Here is a 15,388-nt window from a genome sequence, read left to right on the forward strand (position 1 = left end):
CCGCCCGGGGCCCGGCCCGGGGGTCCGCGGCCCGGCGTCAACCTGCGGTTCCGGGCGTTCGAGCGGCCGCCGGGGCGCCGTCGGGGGGCTCGTTCGGAGCGCTCGGGGCGCCCGCGGGCTCGGTCGCGGGCCGGGACACGGGCCGTGCGGGCGCCGTGGCCGCCCGGCCACGCGGGGGCACCGCACACATCGGCCGGCTCGCACATATTCGAAACCACGCCCAGATCACCCTTACGAGTGAAGTGACCAGCTACGCGTTGAGCCCGTCCGGAAACCGAAAGTAACTTCACTTCTGCGAACGGGAGTTGCCTCGGCCAGGGAGCCGGACGGGCACCCGGCCGGGATGCGGGCCAGGTCGGACCGGCCCGCGGCGGACGCGGCAGGGCCGCGCTCCCGTACTTCCGAGAAACCGATCAGGCCGCCGGCGTGCGTCGAGCGGTGCCGGAGCAGTGGGCACCGGCGGGCGCCGGCCGAGACGAAGGGATGTGAATGCGGATGGGGGCGGGCACATCGCTGCGTACGGCCGGGGGGAACGGATCGGCGGGCCACCGGCCGGATGCGGCCGGCGGGTGGCCGGAGGTGGCGCGGGCGGCACTGGCCGGCGCCGGGGGCCGGGGAGGCGACGGGGACTGGGAGGTCACCGTCGAGGGCTTCTGGTGCACGGCCGGGCCGGCCGCGGCGGAACTGGCCGACGAGGGCTGGAAGATCCATGTCAGCGCGGCGTCGGCGGTCGGCCGCGCCGTCCTGACCGCCGTCACCGGGGTACTGGCCGGTGACCCGTGCACCTTCAAGTTCGCCGCCGGACCGGAGCAGCTGCACGAGATCAACTCGCGCAACAGCGAACGGGGTTCGGCGGGCAAGTTCATCACCGTCTATCCGGCGGACGCGGAGCAGTTCCGGCGGCTGGCCGCCGCGCTGCACCGGGCCACCGACGGCCTGCCCGGGCCGGTGGTGCTCTCCGACCGCCCCTACCGGCCGGGCAGCCGGGTGCACTACCGCTACGGCGCCTTCGCGGCCCGCGCCGAGCTGGGGAACGACGGCGGCTACCGGTCGATGCTGCGCGGGCCGGGCGGCGAGCGGGTCGAGGACGTGCGCGGAGCCTCGTACCGCTGCCCGCCGTGGGCGCGCGACCCGCTGGCCGAGGGGCCGGCGGCTCCCCCGCGGGACGGCACGGCGCCGGGGCGCGGACCCGGGGCGACCCGGCCGGCGGCGCCCCGGCGCGGCACCGGCGGGGTGCTGCTGGCCGGGCGGTACGCCGTCACCGGGGCGATCCGGCACAGCGCCAAGGGCGGCGTCTTCCTGGGCCGGGACACCGACGGCGGCGCCGAGGTGGTGGTCAAGCAGGCCCGCGCGCACATCGAGGTGGACCGGGCCGGCACCGACGCCCGGGCGGCGCTGCGGCACGAGGCCGCGCTGCTGACGCGGCTGGAGGGGCAGGGCCTGGCGCCGCGACCGGTCGAGCTGATCGAGCAGGACGACTCGCTGTTCCTGGTGCAGGAGCGCATCACCGGGCAGCCGCTCGGCAGCTGGGTGGCGGCCCGGCTGCGCCGGGACGGCAGCCCCGACGTGGACTGGGCCGAGGCCGGACCGCTGGCGCACGCCCTGCTCGACCTGGTCGAGCGGGTGCACGGGCTGGGGCTGGTCCTGCGCGACCTCTCCCCCGGCAACGTGCTGGTACGGCCGGACGGGTCGCTGCGGCTGGTCGACCTGGAGCTCGCCGCCGAGGCGGGCCGGGCGGCGGGCTCGGCCGGCACCCCCGGCTACCGGGCCCCCGAACAGGGGCCGGGGCGCCTCGCCCTGGTCCCGGGCTCCTTCGACCCGGCGGGCGCGGGCCGGTCGCGGCGGGACGCGCTCGGCGGGGACCCGCTCGGCAGGGACGCCCCGGGCGCCGGCCGCACCGTCCGGGAGGGCACCTGCGTGGCCGAGCCGGCGGTCGACCTGTACGCGCTCGGCGGGCTGTTCTTCCTGCTCGCCACCGGTCACGACCCGCTGCTGCCCGAGGACCTGCCGCGGGCCCGGCCGGTCGCCGACCGTCTCGGCCGCTGGCTGGCCCTCGCCGCCCGCTCGGGCGCCACCGCGCGGCGGCTCGCGCCGGTGGTGCTCGGGCTGCGGGCGCAGGAGCCGGAGCGGCGCTGGAGCCTCTCCCGGGTGCGGTACGCCCTGGCGGGCGCCCCGGACGACCCGGGCGCGGGGAGCACGGCCGCTGCGGGACCGGCGGGCGCGGGCGACGTGACGGGCGCGGCCGACGCGCCGGCGGACCGGGGCGCCGCAGCCTCTGCGGACGACGCGGTGGACGGCCCGGCGGACGGCCCGGCGGACGGCCGCACCGGCCCCACCGCCCTGGTCGACCGGGTGCTGCACGACGGGCTGCGCCACCTCGCCCTCACCGCCACCCCGCTGCGGCGGGACCGGCTCTGGCCCGCCGTACCCGCCGGGCAGTGGTCCGACCCGTGCAACGTGCAGCACGGCGCCGCCGGCGTCCTCGCCCTGCTCGCCCGGGCCGCCGTGGCGGACGGCCTGCCCGCGGAGGTCCGCGAGGAGTCCCGCCGGACGGCGCGGACGGCCGTCGAGTGGATCGAGCGCCGGTGCGCCGCCGAGCCGGTCGTGCTGCCGGGTCTGCACTTCGGGCGCTCGGGCGCCGCCTGGGCCCTGCTGGACGCCGCCGAGGCACTGGCCGACGACGCCCTCGCCGGACGCGCCGCCGGGCTCGCCCGCCGGATAGCCGTCGAGTGGCCGAACCCGGACGTGTGCCACGGCGCGGCCGGCGCGGGCTTCCTCCAGCTGCGCTTCGCCGCCGACCCCCGGACGGCCGCACCCGAGGCGGCCGGGGAGTTCCTCGCCCGGGCCGCCCGCTGCGGGCACGGCCTGCTGGCCGCCGCCCGGCCCACGCCGGAGGGGGTGGTCTGGCCGGTGCCGAAGGAGTTCGACTCGGCGCTCGCCGGGATCACCCACCTCGGGTTCGCCCACGGGGTCGCGGGCGTCGGCGCCTTCCTGCTGGCCGCCGCCGGGGCCACCGGCGACCGGGCTCTGCTCGACGGCGCGGCCGAGGCCGGGCGCACGCTCGCCGCCACCGTCCGCCGGGAGCACGGCGGACGGTACGGCGGACAGCACCGCGGGCCGTTCGACGGACCGAACGACGGGTGGTACGGCGAGGCGGCGGCGGCCGGGAACGGTGACCGGGCCGACATCCGCCCGACGGCCTGGTGGCCACAGGGCGCGGGCGACCCGGAGCACGTCCGGCTGGCGCACTGGTGCAGCGGATCCTCCGGCGCGGGGACGTTCCTGCTCCGGCTCTGGCAGGCCACCGGTGACGAGACCGCGCACGAACTCGCGCTCGCCGCCGGCCGGGCCGTGCTGGCCGGGCGCTGGCACTGCGGCGTCAGCGCCTGCCACGGCCTGGCCGGCAACGGCGAGTACCTGCTGGACCTGGCCGCCGCCACCGGCGAGCCGGAATTCCGCTCCGGGGCCGAGGAGTTGGCCCAGCTGATCGCCGCCAGATCGGCGCTCCGCGACGGGCTCCTGGTGCTGCCCGACGAGACCGGCACCGGCTGCGCGGCCGCGTACGGCACCGGGACGGCGGGCGCGCTGGCCTTCCTGCTGCGCCTGCGGCACGGCGGCCCCCGGCTCTGGGTGGACCCGGTGCCGCCCACCCGGGCCGGCGGACCGCCCCCCGGATCCGACGGGGTGAGCACCTCGTGAACGTGGCCGTCCGCTCCGCGACGCAGGCCCTGCGCCGCCTCAGCTTCACCTTCGCCACCGATGGCAGCCACGCCGCCTGCCTGGCCTCCGCGGCCGACGGCGGCTGGTACGCCGAGAGCTGGTCCCTGCCGGCCTCCGGTCCGGCCGCACCGACCGCCCTGACCCTGCCCGGCAACCGCGCCGAGAGCCTGCGCTGCCAGCTGGTCGCCCTGCCGGACGGTTCGGTGCTGGTCTGCCGGCACGACGGCGAGCGGCACGACCTGGTGACGCTCTCCGCCGCCGCGCCGGGCAGCGAACCGGTCACCGTGGAACGGCCGTTGGCCACCCTCAGGCGGCCCGGGATGCGGCTGCTGCCGCTCCCCGCGGCGACACCGCCCGACGGCACCCGCACCCCGGTCGCGCTGGCGCTCGGCACCGACACCCGGCCCGGCACCACCGTCTGGCTGGTGTACGCCGACGGCGGCGAGCCCCGGCAGGTCGCCGAGATCCCCGGCCTGCACGGCGGCGGCGTCTGGCTGGACCGCACCGGAGCCCTGCTGGCGCTCGACCGGGTCGACGCGGGCGTCGTGCGCACCGTCGTCCTGGACCTGCGCACCGGCACGGTCACCCCGCTGCTGGAGATCGGCGAGCGCAGCAACGACCGGCTGGTCCTGTACGACCCGGAGACCCGCTTCGCGATGGTGCGCAGCGACGCCCCCGGCACCGACCGGCTGGGCTGGGGCCTGCTCGGCGGCGGCGAGCCGCTGCGGTTCCCCGAATGCCTCTACGTGGCGGGCATGTTCCTGCGGCCGGTGGCACTGCGCACCACCCCGGACGGGGCCCGGGTGGTCGTCCAGATCGACCACGGCGCCGGCTCCGCGCTGGCCGTGTGGCGGCCCGCCGCCGGGCGGCTGGACCCGCTGCCGGTGCCGCCCGGGCGGCTCGGCGCGGTCGGGCACTGGTCGGACGCGGGGCTGCGCATGCCGTACTCCTCGCCCGAACACCCGGCCGCCCTGGCCACCCTGGACGTGGACACGCTGCTGGCGCACGGTCCGATCGCGGCGGCGCCCGGACCGGTGCCGCTGCCCCTGCAGTTGGCGCCACTCGGCTCCGGTCTGCCCGGCCCCTGGCGGGACGCCGCCCTGCCGTGGCAGCCCGGCGGATCGCGGGCCTCCCGCGGCTCACCCGCCGGCTGGCAGCTGGACGGCAGCACCCCGCCGGGCGACGGCGGGCGCTGGCACTCCGCGCAGAGCATCGAACTGGCCGGACCGGCCGGTCCGCTGGAGGCCGTGGTCTACGGCGGGGACGCCTGGCTGAGCAGCCCGCACCTGGTCCTCGCCCTGCACGGCGGCCCGGCCGACGCCTGGCGGCTGGAGTTCGACCCCGCCCTGCAGCGGATGGCGGCCGGCGGCCTGGCCGTGATCGCGCCGAACCAGCGCGGCTCCACCGGCTACGGGGTGGCGCACGCGCTGGCCATCCGAGGCGCCTGGGGCGGGCCGGACCTCGACGACGTCCTGTACCTGCTGGACGGCATCGCGGGCCAGCGCGCCGCCCTCGGCCTGGAGCCACCGGCCCTGTTCGGCGTCAGCTACGGCGCGTTCCTCGCCCTGCTGGCGGCCGCGCACGCGCCCGCCGAGCAGGTCGCGCGCTGCGCGGTGGTCGCACCGTTCCTGTCCGGCGCCCGACTGCTGGCCGAAGCGGCCACCCCGGTCAGGGCGTTGACCACCCGGCTGGGCGGCGGCGAGTCGATCGCCGACGCCCGCGGCCCGCGCGACGTCCTCCAGCTCGCGCACCGGCTCCGCGCACCCCTGCTGATGGTGCACGGCGACCGGGACGAGGTCGTCCCGGTGAGCCAGTCCCGCGCGCTGCGCCACGAGTTGCTGCGGATCGGACGTACCGAGGGCGCCGACTTCCGGTACGTCGAGGCGGCCGGGGCCGGACACGAGGTGCTGGCCGAGGAGGGCGCGGCCGTGCTGCACGAGCTGCTGGCCGGCTTCCTGCGCACCGGTCGGCCGGGCTAGCCGCCGGATCTCACAGACTCCCGGGCCGATGGCCCGGGGCGGTACCCGGGACGGCGGATGGAGGCCGTTCCGGGAACACACCGAGCGCCCGCGCCGCTCCCCGGGTGCCCCTCGTGATCTCGATAGGATCCCGCCCGTTCCGGCCGTTAGGGTGGCCGGGGCGCGGGCCGTGATCACCGGCCCTGGCGCGGTCCAGGCGCCCGGTCACGCGCCCGACCGCGTCCGCGGTGCCAGCCGGCGCCGAACCACCCGCCCCTCGCACGGAAGACGATTTTGATGTCCGACACCCTCACCGACACCACCGGACCCGCGATCACCGGGACCGACGCCGACGGGACCACGGCCGAGGACAGCGCGTCGCACGGTCGCCACCGGGGCCCCTCCGCCCCCGACGACAGGCCCGAGGCCGATCCGCACGGCCGGCACCGCCTCGGCCTGGGCACCGCGCGGGGCTGACGCAGCCCGCCGTCCTTCGTGACAGGGCCCGCCGCGTGCGCCGGCGGGCCCTGTCGCGTCACGGCGGCCTCCCGGGCGGCCCCGGCTCCACCGCCGACGCCCGCGCCGCTCAGTCCAGCGTGACGACCGTGCGCAGCGCCTCGCCGCCCCGCATCTGCGCGACGGCCTCGTTGACGTCCGCCAGCGGGACCCGGTGCGTGACCATGCCCGCGAGGTCGATCCGCCCGGCCCGCCACAGCTCCACCACCAGCGCCATGGTGCGCGGCACGGAGGCACCGCCGTACAGCGAGGGCAGCAGCCGCTTCTCGTTGAAGAAGAGCTCGCCCATGGTGAACTGCGCGCGGTCGTCCTGCGCGCCGGCGCCGATCACCACGACCGCGCCCCCGCGCCGCGCCGCGTCGTACCCGGCCCGGACGGTGGCCGAGCGGCCGACCGCCTCGAAGACGTAGTCGAACCCGCCGCCCGGCAGGGCCTTCGCGGCGGCCTTCAGCTCGTCGGGTGCCAGCGCCTCCGTGGCGCCGAAGGCCAGTGCCCGCTCCCGGCGCGAGGCGACCGGGTCCACCACGGCGATCCGGCCGGCGCCGCAGACCCGGGCGCCCTGCACGGTGGCGATCCCGACGCCGCCCGCGCCGATCACCGCGACGGAGGCCCCGGGCTCGACCCGGGCGGTGTGCACGGCGGCGCCGATGCCGGTGGTCACCCCGCAGCCGATCAGCGCGGCCAGCTCGTAGGGCAGGTCGGCGGGGACGGTGATGACGGCGTCGCGGTCGACCACCACCTCCTCGGCGAACGCGCCGGTGCCGTAGAAGCCGGAGGCCTCCACCGGCGCCCCCGAGACGCCGTCGCCGCCGAACCGGAAGCCCGGCGCGCCGAGCCGGCGCAGGCTCGCGACGCAGAGGTGGCCCCGCCCGCGCTCGCAGTGGGCGCAGCGGCCGCAGGGCGCCATCCAGCAGAGCACCACGCGGTCGCCGACCCGGACGTCGGCCACGCCCTCGCCGACCTCCACCACGTCGCCGGCGCCCTCGTGGCCGGGAACGAACGGCGCGGGCTGCGGCAGGACGCCGCTCATCGCCGACAGGTCCGAGTGGCAGAGGCTGGCGGCCCGCAGGCGGACCCTCACCTTGCCGGGGCCGAAGCCGGTCGCGACCACGTCGTCGCGGACGTCGAGCGTGTCCTGGCCGGTCTTGTGCAGGATGGCTGCGCGCATGGAGCTTGCTCCCGGTTCGCCTCGGTCGGTGGTCGGGGCCGATTCTGGCACGACGCACCCGGGCGGAGTAGAACACGTTCCATTCGCCCCTGGACTGCCGGCCCGTGACACGGTTGGCCTCCGGCGCCGCACCCCTGGCATGATCACCCGCCGTGTCCACACCCGTCAGACCCACGCCCACCGGGGCCGCGCCCGCCGCCACCGGCGCCGCACCGCAGGACTGCCCGCGCTGCGCCGCCCCCGTCGACGCCGACCCCCGGTTCGCCGTCTGGTGCCCGCAGTGCGAATGGAACCTGTCCCCCGAGCCGGCGGACGCGCCCGCCGCCACCCGCCGGGCCGTCGCGGCCGCCCGGCACGCGGCGGCCGCGACGGCCCGGACCGACCGGCTCTACGAGGACATCGCGGCCGGTCGGCCGGCCGCCGTCGGGCAGCGGGCCTGGCTGGCCGCCTCGGTCATCGCCGGCGTGGTCCACCTGACCACCGCGGCCCTGTGCGGCTGGGGCCTGTGGCTGCTCGTCACCGGCAACACCCCGCTCCGCTGTCTGGGCGCGGCAGTCCTCGCCCTGGCGGTCCTGCTCCGGCCCCGGCTCGGCCGGACCCCGCGCGGCGAAGGCGTACTGGACCGTGCCGAGGCGCCCGCCCTCTAAGGCCTGGCGGACCGCGTCGCCGCCGAGGTGGGCGCCGGGCCGGTCGGCGTGATCCGGGTCGACGGCGCGTTCAACGCGAGCATGGGGGCGGTCGGGCTGCGCCGACGGTCGGTGCTCACCCTGGGTCTGCCGCTCTGGGAGGTGCTCGGCGAGCAGGAGCGGATCGCCCTGCTGGGGCACGAGTTCGGCCACCGGGTCAACGGCGACCACCGGCAGGGCCTCTGGCTCGGTTCGGCGATCGACGCGCTCGCCCACTGGTACGACCTCACCCGTCCGCGCGGCCACTACCGGGACGCGGTGGGGCTGCAGTTGCTGTTCCAGCTCACCGACCTGCTCCTCGTCGTCCTGCTCGGCGGCGTCGCCCGGCTGCTGCTGGCGCTGCTCCGGCTGCTCGACCGGCTGACCTCGCGCGCCGGGCAGCAGGCCGAGTACCACGCGGACACGCTGGCCGCCCGCACCGCGTCCACCGGGGCGGCCCGGCGCCTGCTGCGGACCCTGCTGCTCGGCCAGGCGGTGGAGACGGCGGCGGCCCGGGCACGCGCGGAGCTGCAGAGCCGGCCCCGTGCGTCGCGCCGCGGTCCGCAGCACGCCCCGGCGGCGCCGTCCACGCGGACGGCGGCCGCCCCCGAGGCGTTCTGGGAGCGGCTGCGCGACCAGGCCGCCGACGTCCCTGCGCTGGAGCACGAGCGCCTGCTGCGCCGCTCCGCCCTGGAGCGGGGCGCGGTGGACCCCACCCACCCGCCGACCCACCTGCGGCTCGCCCTCCTCGACCGGGGCCCCGAGCTGCCGGCCGCCGTCACGACGACGCCCGCCGAGACCGCCGCCATCGCCGCCGAGCTGGCGCCGCACCGCGTCCGCATCGCGCGCACCCTGCTGGCCGGCTGAGGATCCGCCCGGGACGGGCGCCGCGGCCTACCGTCCAGTAGGGTCCGACGGCGAGCACGAGCACCGAATCACCCGGCAAGGGAGCTGCACCATGTCCGACCTCCTGGAGAACCCGCGCCCCGCACCCGAGGTGCTGGCGGCCTTCGAGGGCGCGACCGGGTTCATGCCGGTGGACGAGGGCCTCGCCCTGTACGCGGCGGCGCTGACGGCGGCCCGGCGGACCGGGCTGCCGGTGCTGGAGATCGGCACCTACTGCGGGCGGTCGGCGATCCTGCTGGCCGCCGCCGCCCGGGAGGCGGGCACGGTGGCACTGACCGTCGACCACCACCGGGGCTCCGAGGAGCAGCAGCCCGGCTGGGAGTACCACGACCCGACGCTGGTGGACCAGGAGGTGGGCCGGATGGACACGCTCCCCCGGTTCCGCCGCACCCTGCACGCGGCCGGGCTGGAGGACCACGTGGTCGCCCTGGTCGGCCGGTCGCCGCAGATCGCGGCGCTCTGGGGCGGTCGGCTCGGCCTGGTCTTCATCGACGGCGGCCACACCGACGAGCACGCCACCGGCGACTACGAGGGCTGGGCCCGCCACCTGGCCCCCGAGGGCCTGCTGGTGGTGCACGACGTCTTCCCCGACCCGGCGGACGGCGGCCAGGCGCCGTACCGGGTCTACCTGCGGGCGCTCGCCGAGGGCTTCGAGGAGGTCTCGGTGACCGGCTCGCTGCGGGTCCTGCGCCGCTCCCGCGGCTGAGCGACCGGGCCGCGGAGCCCCGCCCGGCCCGGCCCTTCGAGCGCCGCCGTCGAACGCCGCGCTCGAACACCGGGCCGGCCCGACGAGATCGTCGGACCGGCCCCCAGCCGATCACGGATGCTCTAACGTCGTGCCGGGGCTGTCGGGCGGGGGTTCGAACGGTACGGTGTCCGCGCGGCGCACGCGCGCCGACGACAGCGGCACAGCACCAGGCAGAGCGACCGGGCGGACGGTGGGGGCCAGCAATGACGGACCAGCAGAACACCGCTCCGGCGGTCTGGGATCCGACCGCGCGCGGCGGCGCCGGCGGCTGGGTGCGCGGACCGCAGCAGCCCGCCCCCGGCGCGGCCCAGCCCCCGGCCGCTCCGCCCGCCGCCGCCCGGCCGGTTCCTCCCGCGCCCGGCCGCCCCGGCGAGGCGCCGCAGCCGCCCGGCCCGTCGCCCTTCCCGCCGCAGCCGCCCACGGCGGGCGGCGTCGGCGACCAGGGCCCGCCGCTGGCCGCCCGCCCGTACCTGGCCGGTGGCCAGGGCCACCCCGCCCCGCCCACCGGAGCGCAGCCGCCCGCGTCCGGCTTCCCGGGCCACGCGGCCCCCCAGGGCCCCGCCGGCGGCGGCTACGGCTACCCGCCGCCGCCCCCGGCCCAGCCGCAGGCCCAGCCCCCGTACGACGCCGGCCCGTACCCCCAGCAGTACCCCGGGTACCCGGCCCAGCAGTATCCGCCGTACCAGCAGCCGGACTACGCCACGGACTACGAGGACCTCGACGCCGAGGACCGCCCGGCCAACCGGCGCGCCCCGCTGCTGATCGCCTTCGCGCTGCTGTTCGTCCTGGCCCTCGGCGGCGGCATCCTGTGGGCCGCGAAGGGCAAGGACGACCCGGCCGACCGGAGCGCCGCCCCGGCTCCCTCCGCGAGCGCCGGCCAGAGCACGGCCGGGAACCCGCCGCCCGCGCCGGGCCCCGACGGATCGTCCGGCGCGCCGAGCCCCGCCGCCAGCGACACCGCGTCCGCCTCCGCGAGCCCGACCGCCGGCGCCGCCGGGCCGGGCGCGCCGGAGCAGGCCAAGGCCCTGGACGAGCTGCTGACCCAGGGCGAGAGCGCGAAGGCGCCGATCGGCAGCGCGGTCGCCAAGGTGAGCAGCTGCCCCGCCAAGGCCGACATCGACAGTGCCGCGCAGGTCTTCGACAGCGGCGCCAAGCAGCGCGACCAGCTGCTCGCCAAGCTCGCCACGCTGACCGTCACCGACCTGCCCGGCGGCGCGGACGCGGTGCAGTCGCTGAAGTCCGCCTGGCAGCTGTCCGCCGACATCGACCGGGCGTACGCCAGCTGGGCCCGTGCCGTCTCCGCCCAGGGCTGCTCGGGCTCGGCCCCGAACACCGCCGACAAGAAGCACGCGGACGAGCTCAACCCGCAGGCCACCCAGGCGAAGCGGGACTTCGTGACGAAGTGGAAGGCGATCGCCGACCCGTACGGCCTGACCGCGCGCACCCAGGACAGGATCTGAACCACCCGTGACCCGCACCACCGCCGCTCCGCACGACGAACCGCCGCGCCGCTCCCGGCTGCTGCGCACCACGACCGTGGCCGCCGTCCTGGTGCCGCTCTGCCTGGCCGGCTGGCTGGGCTGGCAGGCCGTCGCCGACCGCGGCCGGGACGACACCGGGGCCGCCCACGCCGCCGGGGCCGCCGCCCCGCCGTCGGGGCCGTTCTCCGCGGCGCCGTTCTCCGCACCGGCGGACACCGCCCCGCCGGGGGCCCCCACCGCGTCGGCCGACCCGCCGACGGTCGCCCAGGCCACTCCGACAGCCGACCCGACGACCGCTCCGACGGCCTCGGAGAGCGCCGGGTCCGCCACCGCGCTGGCCGGGCGGACCGTCCTGCTCGATCCCGGTCACAACCCCGGCAACGCCGCGCACACCACCGAGATCAACCGTCAGGTCGACATCGGCAACGCCCGCAAGGAGTGCGACACCACCGGCACCTCCACCAACGCCGGGTACAGCGAGGCCGAGTACACCCTGGACGTCTCCCGCCGGGCCCGCGCGATCCTCACCGCCCGGGGCGCGACGGTCGTCCTGGTGCAGGACGGCGACCAGTCCTGGGGCCCGTGCATCGACGCGCGCGCGAAGGCGGGCGCCACCGCGCACGCCGACGCGGCGGTCTCGGTGCACGGGGACGGCGGCCCGCCCGGCGGCAGCGGGTTCCACGTGATCATGCCCGCCAAGGTGGTCGCGGGCACGGCGGACAACTCCGCGATCGTCGCGCCCTCGCACCGGCTCGGCCTGCTGCTGCGCGACAGCTTCCACGCGGCGACGGGCGAACCGTACGCCGACTACATCGCGAGCCAGGGTCTGGACACCCGCTCCGACCTCGGCGGGCTGAACCTCTCGACCGTGCCCAAGGTGTTCATCGAGTGCGGTAACATGCGCAATTCGACCGACGCCAGAAGGATGACGGACCCTCAGTGGCGCCAGCAGGCCGCCCAGGGGATCGCCGACGCACTGACGGCCTTTCTGACCACGCGGTAGTCGGCCCGGGCGGCCCGGCCCGCGCCGCCGGAAGGTGGACAGCAAGGGACCGGGCGCGCGCAGTTTGCAACGACTTCGCCCCATTCCCGAGCCCGCTGTGCACCCGCGAGGCGGTTGGCCCTAGGCTTCTGGTCCGTTCAGACTTTTCCGGACCGGTCAGCCGACCGCGAGATAACCGCCGTCCACGACACACCAACGAGGGGAACGTTAGTGAATCTGCGCGCTCTCACCAGGGGAGACGCCGCCGTCGCAGGTGCGGCCGTCCTGCTCTTCATCGCCTCCTTCCTGCCGTACTGGACCGTGGACTGCAGTGGCAGGTACTGCGGCGACACGTCGCAGAACGCCTGGGACAGCGTCCTGTTCCCCGTGCTGCCCTCGGTCTTCCTGCTCGGCATCCTCTCCGCCGTGCTGATCCTGGTGCAGCGCTTCCAGGGCGCCGCCGCCGCCACCCGCCAGGTGCTCGGCCTGCGGCTGGACCAGTGGGGCATCGCGTTCGCCGTCGCCGCGCTCTGGACCTCGATCTGGGCCCTGGGCGGTGGCCCGAAGGGTCTGGACCACGGTTTCGGCGCCTGGCTGGCCGTCATCTCGCTCCTGGTCCTCGCCGGTGCCGCCGCGGCCGGTCCGCTGGTGCCCGCGCTGAAGGCCCCGCTGGTCACCGACAAGCCGGCCGTCCCGCAGGGCTACCCCGGCGGCTACCCGGCCCCGCAGCCGGGCCAGCCCGGCCAGTACGGCTACCCGGCCCCGGGCCAGGACCCGCAGCAGGTGCAGTCGCCCGCGTTCGGCGGCCAGCCCGGCGGCTACGGCTACCCGGCCCCGCAGGCCGGCCAGCCGCAGGACGCCGCCCAGCAGCAGGCCGCGCAGCACGCCGCCGCCCAGCAGGCCGCGCACCAGGCCCCGGCGCCCACCCAGGCGCAGCCGGCCCAGGCCCAGCAGGCTCCGGCGCCCGACTTCGCGCCGTTCTGGTTCGCCGTCCCGGCGCCGCGCCAGCTGTCCCCGAAGGACAACCCGGCCGGCGCCCCGGTCGGTGAACTCGTCCCGGGCACCTGGTACCTGGCGGTCGAGCAGCGCGGTGCCGCGCTGGTCGCCCAGCTCCAGGACGGCTCCCAGGGCTTGCTGGCCGACACCACCGGCATCCAGCGCGGCTGACGCACCGCCACGCACGACGAAGGGGCGGGACCGGATCAACTCCGGTCCCGCCCCTTCGCCGTGCCTGTTCGTCGTGCGTGTTCGACGCGCGTGTTCGTCGTGCGTGCGCCGCGGCGTGCGGGCGGGTCAGCGGCGGTCGTTCAGCAGCAGTCCTGGACCACCAGCCCGGTGGGCAGCTGGTCACCGCCGAAGACCGTCACCGTGGCCGGGTCGCCGCCGAGCGCCGCGACGGCCAGCAGCAGCGCCCCCGCCGTCCAGGTGGTGCGCTCCTCGGGCCAGATGGCGTCGTCCTCGAAGACGTAGCCGGTCCAGTACGAGCCGTCGCTGTGCCGCAGGTGCTTCTGGATCCAGCGCAGGATCTCGACCGCGCGGTCGGACTCGCCGACCGCCCAGAGCGCCATGGCCAGTTCCGCGCTCTCCCCGCCGGTCACCCAGGGGCGGTCGCTGACGCAGCGCACCCCGAGGCCGGGGACGACGAAGCGGTCCCAGTCCCGTTCGATCCGCTCCAGCGCGGCCCGGCCGCGCAGCGCGGTGCCGAGCACGGGGTAGTACCAGTCCATCGAGAAGCGGTCCTTGTCCAGGAACCGCTCGGGGTGGTGCGCGATGGCGTGCCGCAGCCGGCCGGCCGCCAGCTCCCAGTCGGGCTGCGGCTCCTCCAGGTAGTCGGCGACGGCCAGACCGCAGCGCAGGGCGTGCAGGATGCTGGAGGAGCCGGTCAGCAGCGCCTCGTCGGGCGCCTCGCCGTGCTCGTCCACCCGCCAGGAGATCGGACCGCCCGGCAGCCGAAGGCCGACGATGAAGTCGAGCGCGCGACGCACGACCGGCCAGATCCAGTCCAGGAACGCGTCGTCCCCGGTGCTCAGGTGGTGGTGCCAGACGCCGACCGCCACGTAGGCGCAGAAGTTGGTCTCCTTGGCCGCGTCCGAGACCGTGCCGTCCGGGACGTCCTGCCCGTACGCGTAGGCGGCGTACCAGGAGCCGTCGGGGTTCTGGTGGGCCGCCAGCCAGCGGTAGGCGGCCTCGGCGGCGGCGTGCTCGCCGGCGGTGTCCAGGGCCATCGCGGCCTCGGTGTGGTCCCACGGGTCCAGGTGGTGGCCGGTGAACCACGGTATCGCGCCGTCGTCCTGCTGCTCGGCGAGGATGCTGCGGACGGTCCGGGCGGCCTGCTCGGCATCGAGCACCCCGTCCAGCAGCAGCGCCTCGGGGACGGCGGCGGTCACTCGCCCGCCCGCCCGGCGTCGGCGCGGTCCGCCGCCTCGTCGGCGCGGCCGGAGGCGGGCTCGACGAGGTCCGCCACGGGCTCGGCGCGGTTCGGCTTGGAGGCGTAGGCGACGAAGCTCTTGCCGATCACCGGGTTGAGGGCCTTCTCGGCGGCCTTGGTGAGCTTGCTGATCACCGGGGTGCCGACGATGTCCCAGACCAGCAGCTGGTGGTAGGCCTTGACGGGCAGCGCCTTGTCGTTGTCCACCCCCACCGCGCACTTGATCCACCAGTAGGGCGAGTGCAGCGCGTGCGCGTGGTGGGTGCCGTACGGCTCCAGACCGGCGTCCTTGAGCTTGTCGAGCAGCTCGTCGCCCCGGTAGATCCGGATGTGGCCCCCCTCCACCTCGTGGTACTCGTCGGAGAGCGCCCAGCAGATCTTCTCGGGCAGCCAGCGCGGCACGGTGACGGCCAGCAGCCCACCGGGCTTGAGCACCCGGAACATCTCGTTGAGCACGCCCTTGTCGTCGGGGATGTGCTCCATCACCTCAGAGATGATGATCTTGTCGAAGTACTCGTCCTCGAACGGCAGGGCCAGCGCGTTGCCCTCCATCGCGACCGCCGACGCGCCCTCCGGAGCCTCGCCGGCCTCCGCCATGGCGGCGAACCACTTCTTGACCTCGGCGATCTCCTCGGCGCTCTGGTCGAGGGCGGTCACCCGGGCCCCGCGCCGGTAGCACTCGAACGCGTGCCGCCCCCCGCCGCAGCCCAGGTCGAGCACCCGGTCGCCGGGGGCGAGCGGGAAGCGCGAGAAATCAACGGTCAGCACTGCGGGCTCCCATTCCTCTGGTACCAAACGTTTGTGACGCCCGGCCGG

At 77.1% G+C, this 15,388-nt stretch carries 12 protein-coding genes; 9 read left to right on the forward strand and 3 right to left on the reverse strand.

Annotated features, from left to right (window positions below; genetic code table 11):
* The first annotated feature begins 579 nt into the window (after nt 1-579).
* The 3 genes from ACZ34W_RS01495 (at nt 580) to ACZ34W_RS01505 (ending at nt 6,155) form a co-directional block, all read left to right on the forward strand.
* Complete coding sequence (locus ACZ34W_RS01495; protein ID WP_465600635.1) at nt 580-3,699, forward strand: class III lanthionine synthetase LanKC N-terminal domain-containing protein; 3,120 nt, start codon at nt 580-582, stop codon at nt 3,697-3,699.
* Entirely contained in the window at nt 3,696-5,699 is a 2,004-nt protein-coding gene (locus tag ACZ34W_RS01500) for a S9 family peptidase (protein WP_465600638.1), read from the forward strand. Before ACZ34W_RS01495 ends, ACZ34W_RS01500 begins: the two co-directional genes overlap by 4 nt.
* Nucleotides 5,700-5,975: 276 nt before the next feature.
* Nucleotides 5,976-6,155 carry a hypothetical protein gene (locus ACZ34W_RS01505; RefSeq protein ID WP_465600641.1) on the forward strand — a complete coding sequence of 60 codons (180 nt, stop codon included), beginning with the start codon at nt 5,976-5,978 and terminating at the stop codon, nt 6,153-6,155.
* Nucleotides 6,156-6,264: 109 nt separating this feature from the next.
* Here the strand turns inward: ACZ34W_RS01505 and ACZ34W_RS01510 are convergent, their stop codons facing one another.
* Entirely contained in the window at nt 6,265-7,362 is a 1,098-nt protein-coding gene (locus ACZ34W_RS01510; RefSeq protein WP_329487408.1) for an alcohol dehydrogenase catalytic domain-containing protein, read from the reverse strand.
* A gap of 152 nt (nt 7,363-7,514) precedes the next feature.
* On the opposite strand from ACZ34W_RS01510, the gene ACZ34W_RS01515 reads away from it, so the two are divergent.
* The 6 genes from ACZ34W_RS01515 (at nt 7,515) to ACZ34W_RS01540 (ending at nt 13,311) form a co-directional block, all read left to right on the forward strand.
* On the forward strand, nt 7,515-8,009 hold the full coding sequence (locus tag ACZ34W_RS01515) for a hypothetical protein (RefSeq protein ID WP_465600645.1): 495 nt from the start codon (nt 7,515-7,517) through the stop codon (nt 8,007-8,009).
* 27 nt (nt 8,010-8,036) lie between these two features.
* Nucleotides 8,037-8,894: a M48 family metallopeptidase gene (locus tag ACZ34W_RS01520; protein WP_465600648.1), complete on the forward strand. Its 858-nt coding sequence runs from the start codon at nt 8,037-8,039 to the stop codon at nt 8,892-8,894.
* A gap of 91 nt (nt 8,895-8,985) precedes the next feature.
* Nucleotides 8,986-9,639 (forward strand): class I SAM-dependent methyltransferase, encoded by a 654-nt coding sequence (locus tag ACZ34W_RS01525; protein ID WP_329487410.1) that lies wholly within the window; start codon nt 8,986-8,988, stop codon nt 9,637-9,639.
* A 245-nt stretch (nt 9,640-9,884) separates the two neighbouring features.
* On the forward strand, nt 9,885-11,141 hold the full coding sequence (locus ACZ34W_RS01530; protein ID WP_465600652.1) for a hypothetical protein: 1,257 nt from the start codon (nt 9,885-9,887) through the stop codon (nt 11,139-11,141).
* 7 nt (nt 11,142-11,148) lie between these two features.
* A complete protein-coding gene (locus ACZ34W_RS01535) occupies nt 11,149-12,165 on the forward strand; it encodes an N-acetylmuramoyl-L-alanine amidase (protein WP_465600655.1) in 1,017 nt (338 codons plus the stop codon).
* A 210-nt stretch (nt 12,166-12,375) separates the two neighbouring features.
* Nucleotides 12,376-13,311 (forward strand): hypothetical protein, encoded by a 936-nt coding sequence (locus tag ACZ34W_RS01540; protein ID WP_329487413.1) that lies wholly within the window; start codon nt 12,376-12,378, stop codon nt 13,309-13,311.
* Nucleotides 13,312-13,451: 140 nt separating this feature from the next.
* On the opposite strand, the gene ACZ34W_RS01545 is transcribed toward ACZ34W_RS01540, so the two are convergent.
* Nucleotides 13,452-14,531, reverse strand: a complete 1,080-nt coding sequence (locus ACZ34W_RS01545) for a prenyltransferase (protein WP_329487414.1) — start codon at nt 14,529-14,531, stop codon at nt 13,452-13,454.
* Nucleotides 14,528-15,340, reverse strand: coding sequence for a class I SAM-dependent methyltransferase (locus ACZ34W_RS01550; protein WP_465600659.1), 813 nt, complete (start codon nt 15,338-15,340; stop codon nt 14,528-14,530). Before ACZ34W_RS01550 ends, ACZ34W_RS01545 begins: the two co-directional genes overlap by 4 nt.
* Between the last annotated feature and the right edge of the window lie 48 nt (nt 15,341-15,388).

The organism is Kitasatospora sp. NPDC022856 (assembly GCF_055561235.1).

Bases quoted from the DNA above. Each gene is read 5' to 3' on its own strand.
- ACZ34W_RS01505 (WP_465600641.1), top strand. From the start codon at position 5,976: ATGTCCGACACCCTCACCGACACCACCGGACCCGCGATCACCGGGACC.
- ACZ34W_RS01510 (WP_329487408.1), bottom strand. From the start codon at position 7,362: ATGCGCGCAGCCATCCTGCACAAGACCGGCCAGGACACGCTCGACGTC.
- ACZ34W_RS01525 (WP_329487410.1), top strand. From the start codon at position 8,986: ATGTCCGACCTCCTGGAGAACCCGCGCCCCGCACCCGAGGTGCTGGCG.
- ACZ34W_RS01530 (WP_465600652.1), top strand. From the start codon at position 9,885: ATGACGGACCAGCAGAACACCGCTCCGGCGGTCTGGGATCCGACCGCG.